At 56.2% G+C, this 17355-nt stretch carries 14 protein-coding genes; 3 read left to right on the forward strand and 11 right to left on the reverse strand.

Annotated features, from left to right (window positions below):
- Window positions 1-2: 2 nt before the first annotated feature.
- The gene (locus AD663_RS13835; protein ID WP_003181836.1) at window positions 3-1493 is read right to left on the reverse strand and encodes a hypothetical protein; all 1491 of its coding nucleotides are present in this window, start codon (window positions 1491-1493) and stop codon (window positions 3-5) included.
- Between the two features lie 680 nt (window positions 1494-2173).
- On the reverse strand, window positions 2174-3199 hold the full coding sequence (locus AD663_RS13840) for a zinc-dependent alcohol dehydrogenase family protein (RefSeq protein WP_003181837.1): 1026 nt from the start codon (window positions 3197-3199) through the stop codon (window positions 2174-2176).
- A 258-nt stretch (window positions 3200-3457) separates the two neighbouring features.
- Here AD663_RS13840 and AD663_RS13845 point away from each other — a divergent pair, with 258 nt between their 5' ends.
- The gene (locus tag AD663_RS13845; protein WP_003181839.1) at window positions 3458-4372 is read left to right on the forward strand and encodes a LysR family transcriptional regulator; all 915 of its coding nucleotides are present in this window, start codon (window positions 3458-3460) and stop codon (window positions 4370-4372) included.
- Between the two features lie 218 nt (window positions 4373-4590).
- Here AD663_RS13845 and AD663_RS29610 read toward each other — a convergent pair whose 3' ends face one another.
- The 9 genes from AD663_RS29610 to AD663_RS13885 form a co-directional block, all read right to left on the reverse strand.
- Complete coding sequence (locus tag AD663_RS29610) at window positions 4591-4752, reverse strand: GntR family transcriptional regulator (protein WP_083455151.1); 162 nt, start codon at window positions 4750-4752, stop codon at window positions 4591-4593.
- 106 nt (window positions 4753-4858) lie between these two features.
- On the reverse strand, window positions 4859-6349 hold the full coding sequence (locus tag AD663_RS13850) for an aldehyde dehydrogenase (protein WP_003181840.1): 1491 nt from the start codon (window positions 6347-6349) through the stop codon (window positions 4859-4861).
- A 1-nt stretch (window position 6350) separates the two neighbouring features.
- Window positions 6351-7253 carry a dihydrodipicolinate synthase family protein gene (locus tag AD663_RS13855; protein ID WP_053213952.1) on the reverse strand — a complete coding sequence of 301 codons (903 nt, stop codon included), beginning with the start codon at window positions 7251-7253 and terminating at the stop codon, window positions 6351-6353.
- A 41-nt stretch (window positions 7254-7294) separates the two neighbouring features.
- A complete protein-coding gene (locus AD663_RS13860) occupies window positions 7295-8623 on the reverse strand; it encodes an MFS transporter (protein ID WP_053213953.1) in 1329 nt (442 codons plus the stop codon).
- Window positions 8624-8669: 46 nt separating this feature from the next.
- Window positions 8670-9989: an FAD-binding oxidoreductase gene (locus AD663_RS13865; RefSeq protein WP_033046026.1), complete on the reverse strand. Its 1320-nt coding sequence runs from the start codon at window positions 9987-9989 to the stop codon at window positions 8670-8672.
- A gap of 102 nt (window positions 9990-10091) precedes the next feature.
- Window positions 10092-11162: a GlxA family transcriptional regulator gene (locus tag AD663_RS13870; protein WP_003181849.1), complete on the reverse strand. Its 1071-nt coding sequence runs from the start codon at window positions 11160-11162 to the stop codon at window positions 10092-10094.
- Between the two features lie 98 nt (window positions 11163-11260).
- Window positions 11261-12286 (reverse strand): glycine betaine/L-proline ABC transporter substrate-binding protein ProX, encoded by a 1026-nt coding sequence (proX, locus tag AD663_RS13875; RefSeq protein ID WP_003181851.1) that lies wholly within the window; start codon window positions 12284-12286, stop codon window positions 11261-11263.
- 41 nt (window positions 12287-12327) lie between these two features.
- Complete coding sequence (gene proW / locus AD663_RS13880; RefSeq protein WP_003181853.1) at window positions 12328-13281, reverse strand: glycine betaine/L-proline ABC transporter permease ProW; 954 nt, start codon at window positions 13279-13281, stop codon at window positions 12328-12330.
- 46 nt (window positions 13282-13327) lie between these two features.
- Window positions 13328-14362, reverse strand: a complete 1035-nt coding sequence (locus tag AD663_RS13885) for a glycine betaine/L-proline ABC transporter ATP-binding protein (RefSeq protein ID WP_003181855.1) — start codon at window positions 14360-14362, stop codon at window positions 13328-13330.
- Between the two features lie 365 nt (window positions 14363-14727).
- Between AD663_RS13885 and AD663_RS13890 the strand changes: the two genes are divergently transcribed.
- Together AD663_RS13890 and AD663_RS13895 are read left to right on the forward strand one after the other, a co-directional pair.
- Complete coding sequence (locus AD663_RS13890; protein WP_003181858.1) at window positions 14728-15684, forward strand: LysR substrate-binding domain-containing protein; 957 nt, start codon at window positions 14728-14730, stop codon at window positions 15682-15684.
- 131 nt (window positions 15685-15815) lie between these two features.
- A complete protein-coding gene (locus AD663_RS13895) occupies window positions 15816-17177 on the forward strand; it encodes an MmgE/PrpD family protein (protein WP_003181859.1) in 1362 nt (453 codons plus the stop codon).
- Window positions 17178-17355 lie beyond the last annotated feature (178 nt).

The raw sequence follows: 17355 nt of genomic DNA on the forward strand, positions 1-17355 counted from the left end.
CCTCAGTGCCGTACCGAGCGTTCGCACGGACCATCGCCGCCCTGCCCGGCTTCTGTGCTGTCGTCACGGTCGATGGCGCGCTGCAGGTCAGTCGCCGGGGCCGTATCAGGCTGTTCCGGCAACGCAATGCTGGATCCGTACAGCTTGACGAGGATTTCGATGGGCAGGCCGCTGACTTCGACCATCCACTGCGCCACCTGGTCAGCGATGGTCGCCCCCTGCATGGCCTTGTGCAGGTCCGGCATGGCCACCAGCATGCCGGGGTGACAGCAACGCAGGAAATGCTCCAGGCCAGCACCTTGCGCCACGAAGGGGGCAAACAGCATGCACACCAACTGTGTTTCGTTGAGCCCCAGGACCTTATGCGCGTGAAGCGCGGCCTGTGCACGACGCTCGGGGATCGACACAGGCGAGCCGAAGAGCGTCCGGGCCTGTTCGCAGGCGTGCTCCGGCAAACGCTTGCGATGCATGATCATGATCGCCCGCTGTACATAGTCCCCGTAGCCGGTTTCGTAGCTGCGCCCTTGAATGTAACAAGCATGCAGGCCATGCAAATGAGCCGCCAGAAGCGGATTGAGGTACTCATTCTCACGCGCCGATGGAATGAGTCTATCGGTCCGCACCCTCAGGAATTCGTTGAACAGCGGCCAATTCGTGCCTTCGGAACGAACAACCAGCAGATCGTCGATACCGATAAAGCCCACGCGACGACATGCCTCGAAATGACCCTCGGGCTGCCACGGCGCGATGCGCTCTGGACCATAGAAATGCCCATAGGGGTCGCTGCCCAAGCTATCAAGGTGCGCAAAAAGGCCTTCGAAGCTCCCCGTACTGTCGGTGACCAGGCCGATTTTGCGGGTCGCGCGCTGGAGCCCTGACATGAATTGCCTCTGCTTGCGCGGCGTATCGCTGCTGACCAGCGAATCCACACCGGACTCCCAGCGGGCCATATGCCGATAGAACTCCGCCATCGCCAGATAGCCTTCATCCCCGAGTTCCAGAAGGCTGTCTGCCGAGCGCAGGTGCCCCAGTGTAAGCATGTCCATCCGATTGGCTTCGTACCCCGCCGCTGACAGAGGTTGCTTGTGATTGAACGGCACCACTTCCCGATTATCGGCCATCAGCAATTCGACCCGGGGATCGTCGTAGACAAACAGCGCGCTGTAGCAGCGGTGGATGTTTTCCAGCGTCGCCTGGGTGGTTTCGCTCAGGCGGGGCGTGGCGACGCGCAAGGCGAACGTCACCGGATTCCTGCCGGCAATGCTCAACTGCGCGGCCCGCAAAGCGGTCAGGACGTAGAAGCCTTCCCGACTGCCGTTCTGAACGGTCAGCACACGATAATCCCCGATCCGCTCGATGCCGCCGGCGGCGACAATCAAGCGCTGGATCAAAAGCTGCAACGCGGTACGTTCCGCCCGGGAATAAAAACCAGACAGTCGTTGCAGTATCTGTTGATACACGTGGTTCATTGCTTGCTCATGGATTGCAGTCATAACCGTTTACCTGGAAATTCGAATATCGGTGTCGCACCGCACCAACGTGACAACGCGACGTGTTGGCCTGATGGATTGTTTTAGTACTGCAGAGAGTATTGGCAGCAGAATCAAACTTTGCTTGCCGTAATTATTTGATACATATGCACTAAGTCTGCCTGCAGTTTTTATCTACATCACTTAAGCCACTGATATTGCTGGCGTTACCCACCTGTTTTACGCGTCCTAGGAGAATTCCGACAACGTCCCACAGACAATGAGTACAAGAAATAAAGAACCTGCCGAACATCGATTGGTGCTCTGCCCCGCCCGGTCTTCCCCATGGTCGATAGACCGCCTTGTACCAAGTAACGCTCGATGCGCCTTCAATGTGTCCTGAAGGATCAAGCTGTTCAAAAAAGTTATACCGCGCCACGACTTCTTCCTTGAGATGGAAATCAGCCTTCAATTATCAGGACTTAAACAATGATTAGAAGATACAGATTAAGGACAAAAACCAGTTCAGATGTTCGAGGGCAAACGGAAGGAGTCTCGACGAAGAGACAGGCCAGTCGCAGGGGCGCAGCAGGACGCGGGCGCACCGCCGCCAGGCGGAAGATCAGGAGCGGGCAAAGGATGGCCGATCAGGCCGAAGGCGGCGCAAGAGCCCAGGAACAATGACTCTTGCGCAGGGACAGGTATCAGGCGGTTTCGACAACCTGCAGGGCGACACGCTCCCGGCAAGGGCATTCGCCCATGTAGCGGTGCGCTTCGACAAACTCGGCGAACGGGAAGACCCGAGTCTTGAGTGGCAACAGCACGCGATCAGCGGTCAATTGGTTGATATCGCGCAATGCGCGTTGCAGCGCCACCTGGTCCTGGATGATCCCCAATTCCGGCTTGCCGGTGAAGTTGCCGATGCAGTGCACAAAGAACTGAATGTTCTTCTGGAACGCCGCGCAGGCCGGAAAAGGTGTCTGGTTGCCGCCTTGCAAGCCATACAGCACCAGGCTGCCACGGGGGGCCAGGACATCACCGAGCAAAGACATCTGCGGCCCGCCAAGGCCATCGAAGACCACATCGACGCCACGGTTGTCGGTGAGCTTGTTGATTTGCATCAGCAAGTCCTGCTCTTCGGTGACGATGACTTTTTCGGCACCTAGCGACAACAGATATTCACGCTCGTCAGCCGTCTTGGTGGCTGCGATCACCCGTACACCCAAGGCCTTGCCCAACTGGACAAAGGAAGGCCCGGCGCAATGACTGGCATCGGTGACCAAGGCGAACTGCCCGGGTTTGACCCGCGCCAGGTCCATGTAGGCGAAGTAGGCAATCAACAGCGGTGTGTAATGCACCGCGGCTTCGATCGGGCTGAGCACATCGGGATACCGGGTCAGGGCGGTGCGTGGCAGTACGATAACCTCGCCGTAAACCGGATAATCGTTCGGGCTTTCGGCCGGAAAGCTGGCGACCTTGTCGCCCACGGCCAGGTCGTCGACGCCGTCGCCGACGGCCGTGACCACGCCGGCCATTTCATGGCCCAGGCCCGAAGGCAGGCGTGCCTGGGACGACGCCAGGTTCTGGCGCCACAAGGTGTCGTACCAACTGATGCCGATCGCTTCGACACGGACCTGCACTTCTCCTGGCGCAGGAAGAGCCGCCGCATGCTCTTCGCATTTGAGCACCTCGGCACCACCAAACTTGTGAAAACGGATCGTGCGGGACATCGCAAACCTCGTCAAAGTAACCTCTAATGCCATGAACTCTATCCGGGCTTTGTACCCAAGACCATCAGTGGCTATTAATAGTCGACATGCCTGTCATTGATTCCGCAGTAGGAAAAACGAATCAGTCCTGTAGGACTCAACCTCAAAAAAGCTGAATTAGCCGGTGCAGAGTACCAGCCTTTCCCCGTAAGATTCATGCCGGCCATTGTTGCCATATGGCCGCTCACGTCAAGTTTCCCGAATCTGCCAGGACCCCAGATGAATCGTAATGACCTGCGGCGTGTCGACCTGAACCTGTTGATCGTGTTCGAAACATTGATGCATGAACGCAGTGTGACCCGGGCGGCCGAGAAATTGTTCCTTGGCCAACCGGCCATCAGCGCCGCGCTGTCACGCCTGCGCAGCCTGTTCGATGACCCACTGTTCGTACGCACGGGCAGAAGCATGGAGCCCACGGCCCGGGCGGTCGAGATCTTCGCCCTGCTCTCTCCGGCGCTGGATTCGATTTCCACGGCGGTCAGCCGCGCGGCGGAATTCGACCCGGCCACCAGCACCTCGGTGTTTCGCATCGGCCTGTCGGACGATGCCGAGTTCGCCCTGCTGCCGATGCTGCTCAAGCGCCTGCGCGCCGAAGCCCCAGGCATTGTGCTGGTGGTTCGCCGAGTCAATTACATCCTGATGCCCGGCTTGCTGGCCTCCGGTGAAATATCCATTGGGGTCAGCTATACCGACGATTTGCCGGCCAACGCCAAGCGCAAGGTCCTGCGGCGCAGCATGCCCAAGGTGCTGCGAGCCGACACCGCACCGGGACGCCTTAGCCTGGATGAGTTCTGCGCCCGCCCCCACGCACTGGTGTCCTTCGCCGGTGACTTGAGCGGCTTCATCGACGAAGAGCTGGAAAAACTCGACCGCAAGCGCCACGTGGTGCTGGCCGTGCCGCAATTCAATGGCTTGAGCACGCTGCTGTCAGGCACCGACATCATCGCAACGGTGCCCGACTACACCGCCGACGCCCTGACCGCCGCCGGCGGCGTGCGCGCTGAAGACCCGCCCATACCGGTGCGCAGCTTCGAACTGCACATGGCCTGGCGCGGATCCCAGGACAACGACCCGGGCGAGCGCTGGTTGCGTTCGCGGATTCAGATGTTTTTTGGCGATCCTGAGAGTCTTTAGGTGTCGTTGGGCAGGCTGTTTATCTGATCATTTCTGGCTTTTCATAGCCATGGAGATCCATCCACTTCCAGTGGATTGCTACATTGGGGGCGCATCTGAGAGCATGCTTTGAATGGTTTGAAAAGGATGCCCCCAGCCTAATGCCCATTCAGAATGTCGCGGCGTATTGCCTGCCCCATTGAGCTGACTCTGGCGCCATGATGAGATTGGATAACCACCTATCTTTCAACTGACCGGCGGCGATGGATATCCCTGATAGACGTAAGAGAAACGCCATGCTGAGCGCTGAGTGGCACTTCAGCGAGCAACTGATTGGGCGACAGTTGCAATGTCAGGATCTGTTGCTTCAGCCGTTCGTAGAGACCTTGCTCGCTATTCACGACAACTCCGTCGGTTGCTTGCCTGCTCGCCCCACCCCTTTACAGCCTCGAAATTGCCCCAGTCCCCGCGACTGGGGCGATAAGGCCGTCACGCCCTCTGCAGCACTCAGGAGGCGTCGATCCAGATGGTTTTTATCTCGGTGTATTGGTCGTGCGCCCAGATGGATTTGTCCCGCCCACCGAACCCCGACTCCTTGTAACCACCGAAGGGTGTAGACGCATCCCCCTCTCCAAAACAGTTGACGGTCACAATGCCGGCGCGGATGCCGCGTGAGAGCTTCAGCGCATTACGCAGGTTGCCGGTATACGCCGACGCTGCCAAACCATAGGCCGTATCGTTGGCCAGTTTGATGGCTTCATCAAGGGTATTGAAGGTGGTGACACTTAGCACAGGGCCGAAAATTTCCTCTTGGAACAGGCGACTGCTACGCCCTACTCCGTCCAGGATGGTCGGCTCTACGAAGATATTGTCAACAGTATTGCCGCCCGCCAGAACAGTCAGCTTTTCGTCCTTGGCATGCTCGATGTAGGACCGCACTTTCTCAAAATGCGCTTTGCTGACCATTGAACCCAAGCGGTTGTCCGGGTCAAGTGGGTCGCCCATTTTCCAGTCTTTGAGGTGCACCTGAATACGCTCAAGCAACGCTTCCTTGATATCGGTATGAACGAGCAGGCGCGAAGACGCCGAACAGTTTTCGCCCATGTTCCAAAAGGCACCGTTCACCACATGCTGCGCGACTTGGTCAATATCCTCGGCATCATTCATCACCACCGCTGGGTTTTTGCCGCCACATTCCAGCACGATGCGCTTGAGGTTGGATTCACTGGAGTACTTGAGGAAAATCCGGCCCGTATCGGTCGAGCCGGTAAAGCTGACCATGGCCACGTCACCATGCCGGCCCAACGGTTCACCTGCCTCCTTGCCGCCACCAGGCACCACATTGAACACGCCGGCGGGAACACCGGCCTGATACGCCAGCTCAGCGACACGCAGCGCGCTCAGCGAGGTTTCCTTTGCTGGCTTGACCACGATCGAGCAACCTGCGGCCAACGACGGACCGATTTTCCAGGCGAGCATCAGCAGCGGAAAATTCCACGGCAGCACCAGGCCCACTACGCCGATGGGCTCGCGTACCACCATAGTCACAGCGCCCGAACCCACCGGCGCGGTAGCGTCGTAGATCTTGTCGATCAGTTCGGCGTGCCAACGCAGCGTGTGGATTGTCTCTGGTACATCAACGTTCTGGCACTCGCGGATGGGTTTGCCGCTGTCCAGGCTTTCAAGTACCGCCAGTTCGTGCGAGTTGTCTTCCAACAACTGGGCAAAACGCAGCAGCACGCTTTTACGTACAGCAGGTGAAAGACCCTGCCAGCGTGCATCCTCAAACGCTGCCTTGGCAGCCGCCACCGCCACGTCTACGTCCTCGGCATCACAGGCCGAAATCTCGGCCAGTACGTCACCGGTGGCCGGGTTGGTGGTGGTGAACGTACGGCCTGATTTCGCGCTGCGAAACTGGCCGTCAATGAACGCCTGAGTGCGAAACTCAAGCTTGCCGGCCAGTTCGCGGTAGGCTTCTTTACTCAGCAAATCGGCCATTTCAAGCACCTCCCACAATGTGCGCAACGTTTTGTTTAAGCGTTTGGATCACCGCCTTCAGCGCCTGCTTCTCGGATTCTTCCAACGCTTGCAATGGCGCGCGGACACCACCGGCACGCAAGCCAATCAGCTCACTGCCATGCTTGATCGATTGCACAAACTTGCCGCCTTCAAGAAAGTCCATCAACGGCAGCAGGGCCGACATGATGCGGCGGCCTTTGTCGAAGTCCTTTTCAATCACGCAGGCTTCATACAGCGCAACGTGTTCGCGAGGAATGAAATTGGAGCCGGCGCATACCCAGCTGCGAGCGCCCCAGGCGAAGAACTCCAGGGCTTGATCATCCCAACCGCACGAGATCTGGATCGAAGGATGGGCGCAGGCCAGGCGATGCAGGCGATTCATTTCCCCGGAGCTTTCTTTGATTGCTTCAATGTTTTTGCACTGCGCAATCGCTTCGAAGAACTCATCCCCCATCGCCACCCCCATACGCGCCGGGTAGTTGTAGAGCATGATGGGGAGGCCTGCTGCCTTGTCTACCGCCAGCACATGGGCGGCGATTTCTTTTTGGGTGGGCAAGGCATAAGGCGGCGAACCCACCAGGATCGCATCTGCCTTGATCGCTTTCGCTTGCTCAGCGAAATACACCGAATCCTCGGTTCTGATCCCGCCGGTGCCGACAACCAGCGGCAGACGACCTTGCAGGACACTCTTCGCACGTTCAGCCACCGCCAGACGCTCAGCAGGCGTATGAGCGTAATACTCGCCCGTGGAGCCGCCGATAATGATGCCGTGAACCTTGGACTCGACCAGGTATTCAAGCACTTCATCAAAGACCGAGTAATCAACTTGACCATCCGAAGAGAGCGGAGTTATCGCGGGGGTAAAAATGCCGTCAAAGTTCATGCTGTTTTCTCCAGTAATTCCAAGGGTTGATCCAGGGGTTGCTAATTCAACGAGGCGGCTTGTTGCAGGTTGAGTGACCGCGTTTCAGGCGCCAGCACCCAAGACAACACGAGCCCCACCAACGAAATGGCGGCGGCGACATACAGGGTCTCGGCGACCCCTAACTTGTTCAATGAAATAGGCGCCAAGTAAGTGCCCGCGGCGGCCCCGATGCGTGAGAGCGACGTGCCTACGCCGACCGCAAAAGCGCGAATTTCTGTGGAAAACAGTTCATTGGGATAAACCAGTGTGAGCACTTGTGCGCCGCCGATAAACAGGGCGTAAACGACGAAAAAGAACAGCACCAGAAGGCTAGGGCCCGCATGGCCGATGGCCAGACCCAACAACGCCAAGCCTGAACACAGGAAACTGTAAATAAGCAGATTTCGCCGACCGATCGAATTGATTATCCGGGTGGAGATAATGCAGCCGATGACGAAGAACAATGTGATCGCAACCGAGCCCAGCGAGGCCGAATCACCGGTAATTTTCAACGCCGCCAACACCTTGGGGGCGAATGCATAAACAGCGAACAGCGGCACGACAGAACAGGTCCAGAACACCACCACAAACAACATGCGCTTACCGTAACCGGAATGCACAAGATTGAAGATCGTGATCTTTTCGCCGGAAGGTTCCTCGGGCAGATTAGCCAGCGAGAAATGCTCGCCATACACCTGCTTGATAATCGCCTCGGCCTCCGCTGTTCGCCCCTGCTTGATCAGCCAACGCGGTGATTCCGGCGTGCCCAGACGCACGATAAACAACAGGACGCCGATGACTGCGGCGCTGGCCAGTACCAGTCGCCAGGCATCCGAACCCAATGCATTGAACATGACTTCGCCGACGATGTAGGCGGTCGCGGCACCAGCGAACCAGAGGATGGTCAGCATCGCCAATCGTGGGCCACGGAATTTCTTGGGAAGGAATTCGACGAGTAACGATGTTGCCACTGGGTATTCGATACCAACGGCAATACCCAACAACAACCGCAGGAAAAATATAACGATGGCCGACTCGGCCCAATATTGCGCCAGGGACGCGACGATGAATAAGGTAGGCCCCGCAAACAAGAGATGTTTGCGCCCCATGACATCGGTCAACCAACCGCCCAGGAAGCCACCGAAAAAAATCCCGATCAATGCGGAGGCGGCAATCATGCCCTCCCAGAAATCATCCAGCGCCAGGGACTTTGACATATGTATCAGCGCGACGCCGATAATCCTCAGAACGTATCCGTCAACAAAGGAACCGCCGCCTGAACGAACAGTAAGTAGCCGGTGAAACCCATTGAGCGGGACGTCTTCAATTGAAACAACAGCGCTCTTCATTTCTTGTCCTTATCCTCAGTGCTTGCAATAGCCAGCTAAAGTGACCTCAGCTTTCTCGACCGGCGCGGTACTGCCCCCATTTAAGATTTGCGTTGACACCCCACGAGAGAAACGGCTGCGGCGGGTTACTGTTCGGCCCGGGTGCGTTCAATAGAAAGTCGATCCGTTCATCACGTTGGCCCGCGAGCCACTCTGCAAGCAGTTGCCCTGTCACTGTGCCGCGGGTCACGCCTAGGCCATTGCAACCCAATGCCCCATAAACGTTGGGGGCCAACTCACCAAAGAAACCGTTGTGGTTTCGAGTCATGGCCAATGCACCGCCCCAGGTGTATTCAAAATTGACGTTGGGCAACATGGGAAAGCGTTTATCAAACGAGGCTTTATGTCGGCGTAGGAATCGCTCGTTATATCGACTGTCGCTGCGGCCGTCGGGATTAAAGCTAAAACTGTTTCTGATCAGTAAGCGATTATCCGGTGTACGCCTGACGGTGGTCCCAAATGGATCAGCTGGGATCGCGCCCCAATACGGTTTTCCACCGAGTTGTGCCTGCTCTTCTGGCGTCAATTGCCGCGTAATACTGCCGTAGGTATAGATGGGCAGCATCCGGCCCTTGAGGAAACCAAAGCGCATGCCAAATGAGTTGTTCGCGAGGATCAGCTTGTCGGCGGTGATACTTCCATTGGCATGTTTCAGTACGGTTTTCGCACCGTACTCAACTTCGAGAATCGGCGTACGCTCATACAACGTCACGTTGGCTGGCAGATGGTCAGCGAGCCCCTTGACCAGTGCCGATGGCTGAAGCAGAACGGCACCTGGCGTATATAAAGCTTTGCGGTAGAAGTGCGTACCCAGGTGATGAGGCAGCTCATCTTGCTCAATCATTTGATAAGGCTGATCCAACTTATCCAGCCCACGCCGATAGGCTTCGAGTACCGCGATGCCGCGGTCCTCCACGGCCGCCTGATACTTGCCGCAGGCCTTCATCTGACAGTCGATGCCATGTTGATCGACCAAGTCGCGCAGAATGGATTGCCCCGCCAGATTGAGCTTCAGGCTGGTCCTGGCGAGGGTGATGTCGCCGATGTAATCCTCTGCCCCAATATCATGGGGCAGATCGATAGCGAACCCGGCATTCCTGCCGGATGGCCCCAGGCCGACCTCCTGAGCCTCAACCAGCACGATCTCGTCATTCGGAAAACTCAACGCCAGTTGCCGTGCTGCCGCCAACCCGGTAAAGCCCGCACCAACAATCACCCAACGGGCAGTACTGTGCCCCTGATGGGCGGGATTAGGCTTACGCGGGCGGCTTAAATGAAACCAGCCACAGCTATTATCGTCGGCGGGTAACGAGGTAACTTTCATAATAGTAGGCCGTTAAGTTGAATGCATTACCGGGTCCAACACAACACAATGCGCAGGACGAAATAAACTGAGTAACTAACCGACGACACAGCGGCAAAACGCGTTTCAAAAACCTGCCGCAATGGCATAGCGTTCCGAATTGCTAAAGTCGCTGGAATAGTAGTTATCCCGGAACGTCATGGGCGGCAGGCCGAACAAATCCTTGAAGCGCTTATAAAAGTGCGGATAGCTGACAAAACCGGTAGCGAGTGCCACGTCCGTCAACGAGCGATTACTTTGAGTAATCAGTTGGCGGGCGCGGGTAAGTCGCAGTTCCAGGTAGTAGCGGTTGGGCGCCGCGTTTAAATAGCGCGCAAATCTGCGCTCAAGCTGTCTACGCGAAACCCCCACGTGGCTGGCGATCTCATCGATTTCCATGGGTTCTTCAATGTGGTTTTCCATCAGCGAGACCGCAACGTTCAGAGGGCGAGGTACCGGTTTAACCAGGCTGACAGCACCTAGGGTTACAGTATTGAATTGAGGCTTTTTGGGTTGATGTACACGTTTGATTTCATCCACCAGATCAGCATCGCGCTGTGAGCTGAGGTCCTGCATGATTGCCAGGATCATATCCAGCGTGGATGAAGCACCAGCGCACGTCGCGCGCCGCTGGGTAAAGGTGTATTCGGACTCCCCCGTTTTCACTTGGGGGTAATACTCGTTTATCAACGCACAACTATCGGCATGACAGGCGCAATCCTGGTCATCGAGCAAGCCCGCATCGGCCAGGTAAAACGCAGCATTCCATACACCAGCGACGATGCCCCTTCCCCCTGCCGCCTTTTTCAATGCGCGGCGAATGGTGGGGTTGCTGGACAGCCTTACCCGCTGGCCACCGATAACCACAAGTGCATCGTGATTGATTTTTTCAACGTTCAAACGTTCCGACGACAACGGTATGCCGATATCACTTTCAACCAGTCCGCCCAAGAGCGAATACGTCGATACTTTGTAGACGGTATTACTGTTGATCAGATTGCCGGTCGCCAGCGCGTCCATCGCTGTTGAGAGTGCGGTTAATGAAAAGTGGTCGAGCAAAATGAATGCCACCCGTACAACTTTTTCATGACCGACCGAGTCGGTAGTTTGCCGAAATCCAATATTCTGGAACTTCAACGAGCTTTGGAAGGTATCCATTATCTTCGCCACCTGATCACTTTATTACGTAAAACAAACGCAGCCGGTCCCGCGTACGGCCAGCTCAATCGAGCTGGCAGCACTTTCCTTGCTGTTTTCTATTGCTTGGCTGCGGCGCGCGCGTCACTCAACCAACCATCGTATTGCGCCTGGTGAGCCTTGATCCATTCGGCCGCATGGCGCTTGATGTCAGCGAGTGATTTCTCACCCTTTTGCATGCGCAGGTTCTGGGCACTTTCGTCGTCCGTGGTGATACTGACTTCCGACAGAAACTTGCGAGCCACCGGGTTCTTCTCGGCAAACTCTTTGTTCATCACAGCGTTAACGGTATCCACCGGGAAACCGAGATTTTTACCCTGATAAAAGGTGTCTTTACTGTCTTGGCCATCAGGCAACGAGGTGAACGGAACCGGCAGCCATACGACGTCGCGCCCTTCCACCAGCACGCTGGAGATCCATTGCGGCACCCAGGTGAAATACAACACGGGTTTGCCCTGCTGGAACCTGGCGATAGTATCTGCCATCAGCGCGAAGTAAGAACCCCGGTTGTCCACGACGGTTGGGCTCAGGCCATAGGCTTTCATGTGGTATTCAACCATCACTTCGCAGCCCCAACCGGGGTTGCAGCCTGTCATGTCTGCCTTGCCATCGCCATTGGCGTCGAACAGCTTGGCGATCTCCGGCTTCTTCAAATCCGAGAGATCCTTGATGTTGTATGCGTCGGCTGTTTTCTTGTCGATCATGTAGCCCTGCAGCACGCCCTTCATGACCTGGCCAACTTTCACCATGGTGTCGTCGCCGCCGCCTTTCTTATAAAAGGCAGCGTGCAGGTTCTCCCACTCATGCACGGTGAAATCCGCATCGCCATAGGAGAGCGCCAGGAACATCGCGGGGTAATCAACTTCCTTTGGGGCCTTCACGTCATAGCCAAGGTCTTTCAAGCCTGCAATCGCCACCTCACCGCGAAAACGCTCTTCAGCGATAGTCGGGAAAATAGGCGTGATGGAAACACCGTCACCCGGTTTGTTTGCATCAGCGGCGTACGCTGCCGAACATGCAGTTGCACCCAACATGGACGCCATCAGCGTCGCGACGACGGTTTGCTTGAGATTTGCAAGTTTCATATTTCACCACGCTTGAATTTATAGTAGGTGAGCAGGTGTGCTTAGTTAGTCACTGGGTGTGCTACGTTCTTTTTCTTCTTGAGTTTCATCACTAGGCCAACCGGCCCGGTTTCGTACCAACGCTGGCCGGTTGCCAGATCACTGCTGCGCTCACCCATCGCTTGGGTCAAACGATCGAGGAAGACAGCCAGGAGTACCAGGCCAGCACCGCCGACGCTGGCCAGCCCCATGTCCAGGCGGCCGATGCCGCTCAATACCATCAGCCCAAGCCCGCCAACGGATATCATCGAAGCAACGACGACCATCGAAAGTGAAAGCATAAGTGTCTGGTTCAATCCGGCCATCATGGTCGGCGCCGCAAGGGGCAGTTGGACCTTCAACAGCATCTGGGTGGCGGTGCAGCCAAACGCACGTGCGGCTTCGACCTTATCGGCGGGTACCTGGCGAATGCCCAAGTTGGTCAGGCGCACCAAGGGCGCAACCGAGAAAATAATCGTCACGATCACGCCTGGAACGTTACCGATGCCAAACAACATCACCACAGGCACCAGGTAAACGAAAGCAGGCAATGTTTGCATCGCGTCCAACACCGGACGCACGATCACTTCCATTCGGTCGCTGCGGGCACAGAAGATGCCCAGGGGAATACCAATAACCGCACAGAAGAGTAATGAAGTCAGGACCAAAGCGAGAGTCACCATGGCATCGGCCCATACACCGATCAAGCCTAGTCCGGTCAATGTAGCGATACTGAAAATTGCGATTCGTTTACCGCCGATCTGCCAACTGATCAATCCGGCGATAAGAATGAATACTGTGGGGGGCACGGAAAGCAGGCCCCACTGAACACCATCAAGCACTTGGTCAACCGGCCATCGAATCGAGCGAAAGACTTCCCGAAAGTTATGTACCAGATAAGTCAGCGTCGCTTCAACCCAAGCGCCCAATGGAACAGTGAAACTTTGGAACGGGTCCAAATAATTAAAGTCCGACATGATACTTCCTCGCCCTCAGAACTTGAGACTGCTCTGATTATTCAAATTAACTATTATTCAGGCAGCTCAGAAGATGGCCTTGAGAAATCGAGCCCTTATACAGGCCAACTTCATCCACCACCGGCATAGGCGTTGCGGAGGCCGCGACGATATGCAGAATCTCTCTGAGCGAAGCTTCTGCTTTTAGGGGGGTGTGACGACCAGGCTCATAGGTGATGCTGGTGTCCTGTTGAGCGATATCGCCCGCTTTCAGGATTCGACTGGTGTCGAATCCATTAAAGAAATCGCGCACGTATTTATTGATGGGGTTGCACAGTAACTCGCGCGGTGTACCAATTTGCACCACCCGACCGCCTTCCATGATTGCGATGCGGTGGCCGATCCGTACGGCCTCTTCAATGTCGTGGGAAATGAAGATGATGGTGCGGTTCTGCTCGGCCTGAAGCTTAATCAATTCGCCCTGCATCTCGCTACGAATCATCGGGTCGAGGGCCGAAAACGCCTCGTCCATCAACAGGATCGCCGGGTCATTGGCCAGGGCTCGGGCGAGGCCGACGCGCTGTTGCATGCCGCCGGAGAGTTGATGGGGAAAGCTGAACTCCTGACCAGCAAGCCCAACCTGGGCCAGCGCGCCCATGGCGCGGCAGTAGCGTTCTTTCTCGGCGACGCCGCTGATCTCCAAACCAAAGCTGACGTTGTCGATGACGCTCATGTGCGGCATCAGCGCAAAGGATTGAAAGACCATGCCCATGTCTTTCCTGCGCACTTGCAGAAGGTCTTTATCCGCCAGACCGGTGATTTCCTTACCATTCAGAAAGATCGAGCCACTGGTGGGTTCAATCAAGCGGTTGAACAAGCGGACCATGGTTGACTTACCGGAGCCCGACAGCCCCATGATGACAAAGATCTCGCCGCGGCGGACGGAAAAGTTCGCATCAAAGACGCCAATAGCTTGCCCGGTTTTTTTAAAGACCTCTTCTTTCGAGGCCCCATCAGCCAGCAACTTCATTGCAAGGTCCGGTTGAGTGCCGAATACCTTATAGACATTTTTGACGGAAATGATTTCGTCGGAATTAGTCATACCTTGCCCCTTCGTGTTCAGCACTATTCGCTTTAAGCGATGCGCAAACGATCGAAAATAGTTTTAAACGGCAGCGGGAATGAATAGAGAGTTTCACGACGGGTTTCCTTTTATTATTTTTTGGCCCCTAGGAAAGAGGGATGTTTCAAATTTAGTAGTAACCCACCGTCAATTCCAACTACATTTACAGGGACAATTGGATAACGTCGGGTTATAGATCGTCTCAAGCGGACAGTTTTCTTGCTGCGGCACACAGGAACGACCCGTAATGTCTCAAAAACGACCTGCACACCGTTTTTACCGCCTGGCTTCAGTTACTCTCGCGTCGCTTCGCTGGGGAGCGGCTGCATGAGGAGAACGTAAGGATGTCAAAGCATGTCGACCCTGACAGCATTCTGCTGAAAATGCCGTCGTTGAGGGCCGTGAAAGCGTTTGTAGCGGCTGCCAAGTACGAGAGCTTCACTCTCGGCGCCGAGGCGCTTTGTGTTTCGCAGGCGGCTATCAGCCGGCAGATTCGCGAGCTGGAGGAGTACTTGGGTGCGCAGCTTTTCAACCGCGTAGGGCGTGCTGTCGAACTGACTTCTGCCGGGGCAGTGTTCTTTGATGCCGCGCAGCTGTCATTTGTAAACATCGCCCAGGCAGCCGAGCGAATCCGCAGCAGCCAGTCCTCCAAAAAAATGCTGACCGTCTGCTGCTCTCCCGCCTTTTCCGCCCTATGGCTGTCAGACCACCTGCCCGAATTCATCAGACAAAACCCCGGCATTGAGTTGAACCTGGTCACGACGCAGAACTTCCTGACCATGGAGCCCGGGGTACAGCCGGACGTCTTCATTACCAAAATGGCCCGTGTCCGGGACGACTATAAAAGCTACCCGTTGTGCCATGACGTGATCTATCCCGTGTGCAGCCCGCAATTTTTGGAGCAACACCCGGAAATCTCGACGATCGAAGGCCTGAGAGACTCAGCCCTGCTGAACCTGAGCCCCTACGGACGATCCCAGGTAGCCGAGCACGTTGACTGGGGTGTCTGGTTTGCCTTTCAGTCGATTGACATTGATGATCGCCCGCAAGACAGCCCCCAGATTTTCAATGCCAACGACTACAACTTGCTGATCAGCATGGTGCTGACCCACCAAGGTATCGCCCTGGGTTGGAACCACCTGGTTACCCGGCTGGTAGAGCGTGGGGTGTTGGTGCGGCCGATCCAGCAGCAAGTTCAGCTGCGCAACAGTTCGCACTACTTAAGCTGTCGAGAAAACGCCGAGAACGAAGATGAGCTGCGCCGGTTTCGTGAATGGCTCCTGGCCAAGTTCCCCCGCTGACGCCGCATGCCTTAGAAGCAGAGTCGTCATTTTTGTTATCGATTGCCCTACGAAAATGTTGCTGGAACGGTGAGCCCTCGCTGGATCATCGTGCAGCGACACCATAATGATTTTCGTAAGGAATGCCCGGGATGTCACTGTTCGAATTTTGTCGCGATTTCGATCTCCAACAAGCACCCGCCCACACGCAAGCGATACTCAGAAACAGCCTGTTGGATATCGTCGGTGTGATGGCCGGTGCGGCATCCAATGACACCAGCGAGATAATGCGCAGCTATGCACGCCTCCACTACCCCGGTGGTGTGTACACCAGTCGGCTGATGTTCGATGGCCAGCGCGTCAGTATGCTTGGAGCCGCCTGGGCTGGCGGATTTTCCGCAGACAGCCTGGACGCTCACGAAGGGCACTTCAAATCCAAAGGGCACGCCGGCGCAACGGTGGTTCCGGCGTTGCTGGCCCTGGCCGACGCATTGCACCACAACGGCCTGGAGATCAGCGGGCACGAACTTCTTTCGGTGCTGTGCATTGGCTATGAAACCGCGCTGCGCGCTGGCACTGCATTGATGGCAACCTCACCCACCTACCACGCTTCTGGTGGTTTTTCCGCCATGGGCGTGGTGTGTGCTGGAGCACGATTGCTTGAGTTCGATGAGCCGACCTTTCGGCACGCATTGGGCATTGCCGAGTATTTCAGCGCACGCTGCCCAATGATGCGTGTGGTGCTGGCACCGACCATGTTGCGCGATGCACATGGAGCAGGCGCTTACGTTGGCTTGAATGCACTGTTGATGGCGCAGGCAGGCATGACCGGTGCCCCCGCGGAGATCGTGGAAGACCCAAGTGTCGCGCCGCACTGGGCGGATATAGGAAACCGCTGGGAAATCGATAGCCAGTACTTCAAACCATGGCCCGTATGCCGATGGGCACAACCCGCCTTGACGGCAATGCTTGAATTACAGCGCCAGCATCCCGAAGTGAGCGCGAGCACTCTTGAAACAATTCGCGTGGAAACGTTCTTCGAATCGATGTGCCTGCAGGGCCATACCCCACGTAACGCAGATGAAGCCCAATACGCGTTGGCGTTTCCGCTGGCAGCGCTGATTGTGCGAGGCAAGCTGGGGCCTGATGAAATCACGGGGGGCTCAATCACCGCACCCGATATTCTCTCGCTGAGTTCACGCATCGAGATTGTCGAAGCGGCGGATATTTCCGCGCGTTTCCCGGATGAAATTCTTTCCAGACTTACCCTTACCTTGAAAGACGGTACGATCATCGTCAGCCCTGTGACAGCGGCAAAAGGTGATCCGCACACCGCGATGACGGCCGCTGAGCTGGATGGAAAATTCGACCTGTTCAGTAGCAATCTTGGAGTTGAACGAAGCCTTGCGGTGAAGCACGCGATTCATTCATTGGGTCAGGCGCACTCAGCCATTACGACGCTGGAGCCTATATTTTCAGGCGTTACGCATTCCGAGGAAGCGGCTGATCGATAACCTGGAATTATTGATTGCCCCTACGAAATGTCGTTTGCGGGCGTCGCGACAGCCCCCTAGGCTGTCATCTATCTAAAAAAGGCCATGAAGTTATTGCACCGCTACTAAGCAGCCAACCGATGCCGAACTTTTAGAGCACTACAAAAGTCACCGTTAAAGGTGAGCGCTCACGTTATTT

The sequence above is a fragment of the Pseudomonas sp. Q12-87 genome, assembly GCF_001269755.1.
Taxonomy (GTDB): Bacteria; Pseudomonadota; Gammaproteobacteria; order Pseudomonadales; family Pseudomonadaceae; genus Aquipseudomonas; species Aquipseudomonas fluorescens_S.

Bases quoted from the DNA above. Each gene is read 5' to 3' on its own strand.
- AD663_RS13835 (WP_003181836.1), bottom strand. From the start codon at position 1,493: ATGACTGCAATCCATGAGCAAGCAATGAACCACGTGTATCAACAGATA.
- AD663_RS13840 (WP_003181837.1), bottom strand. From the start codon at position 3,199: ATGTCCCGCACGATCCGTTTTCACAAGTTTGGTGGTGCCGAGGTGCTC.
- AD663_RS13845 (WP_003181839.1), top strand. From the start codon at position 3,458: ATGAATCGTAATGACCTGCGGCGTGTCGACCTGAACCTGTTGATCGTG.
- AD663_RS13850 (WP_003181840.1), bottom strand. From the start codon at position 6,349: ATGGCCGATTTGCTGAGTAAAGAAGCCTACCGCGAACTGGCCGGCAAG.
- AD663_RS13855 (WP_053213952.1), bottom strand. From the start codon at position 7,253: ATGAACTTTGACGGCATTTTTACCCCCGCGATAACTCCGCTCTCTTCG.
- AD663_RS13860 (WP_053213953.1), bottom strand. From the start codon at position 8,623: ATGAAGAGCGCTGTTGTTTCAATTGAAGACGTCCCGCTCAATGGGTTT.
- AD663_RS13870 (WP_003181849.1), bottom strand. From the start codon at position 11,162: ATGGATACCTTCCAAAGCTCGTTGAAGTTCCAGAATATTGGATTTCGG.
- proX (WP_003181851.1), bottom strand. From the start codon at position 12,286: ATGAAACTTGCAAATCTCAAGCAAACCGTCGTCGCGACGCTGATGGCG.
- proW (WP_003181853.1), bottom strand. From the start codon at position 13,281: ATGTCGGACTTTAATTATTTGGACCCGTTCCAAAGTTTCACTGTTCCA.
- AD663_RS13885 (WP_003181855.1), bottom strand. From the start codon at position 14,362: ATGACTAATTCCGACGAAATCATTTCCGTCAAAAATGTCTATAAGGTA.
- AD663_RS13890 (WP_003181858.1), top strand. From the start codon at position 14,728: ATGTCAAAGCATGTCGACCCTGACAGCATTCTGCTGAAAATGCCGTCG.
- AD663_RS13895 (WP_003181859.1), top strand. From the start codon at position 15,816: ATGTCACTGTTCGAATTTTGTCGCGATTTCGATCTCCAACAAGCACCC.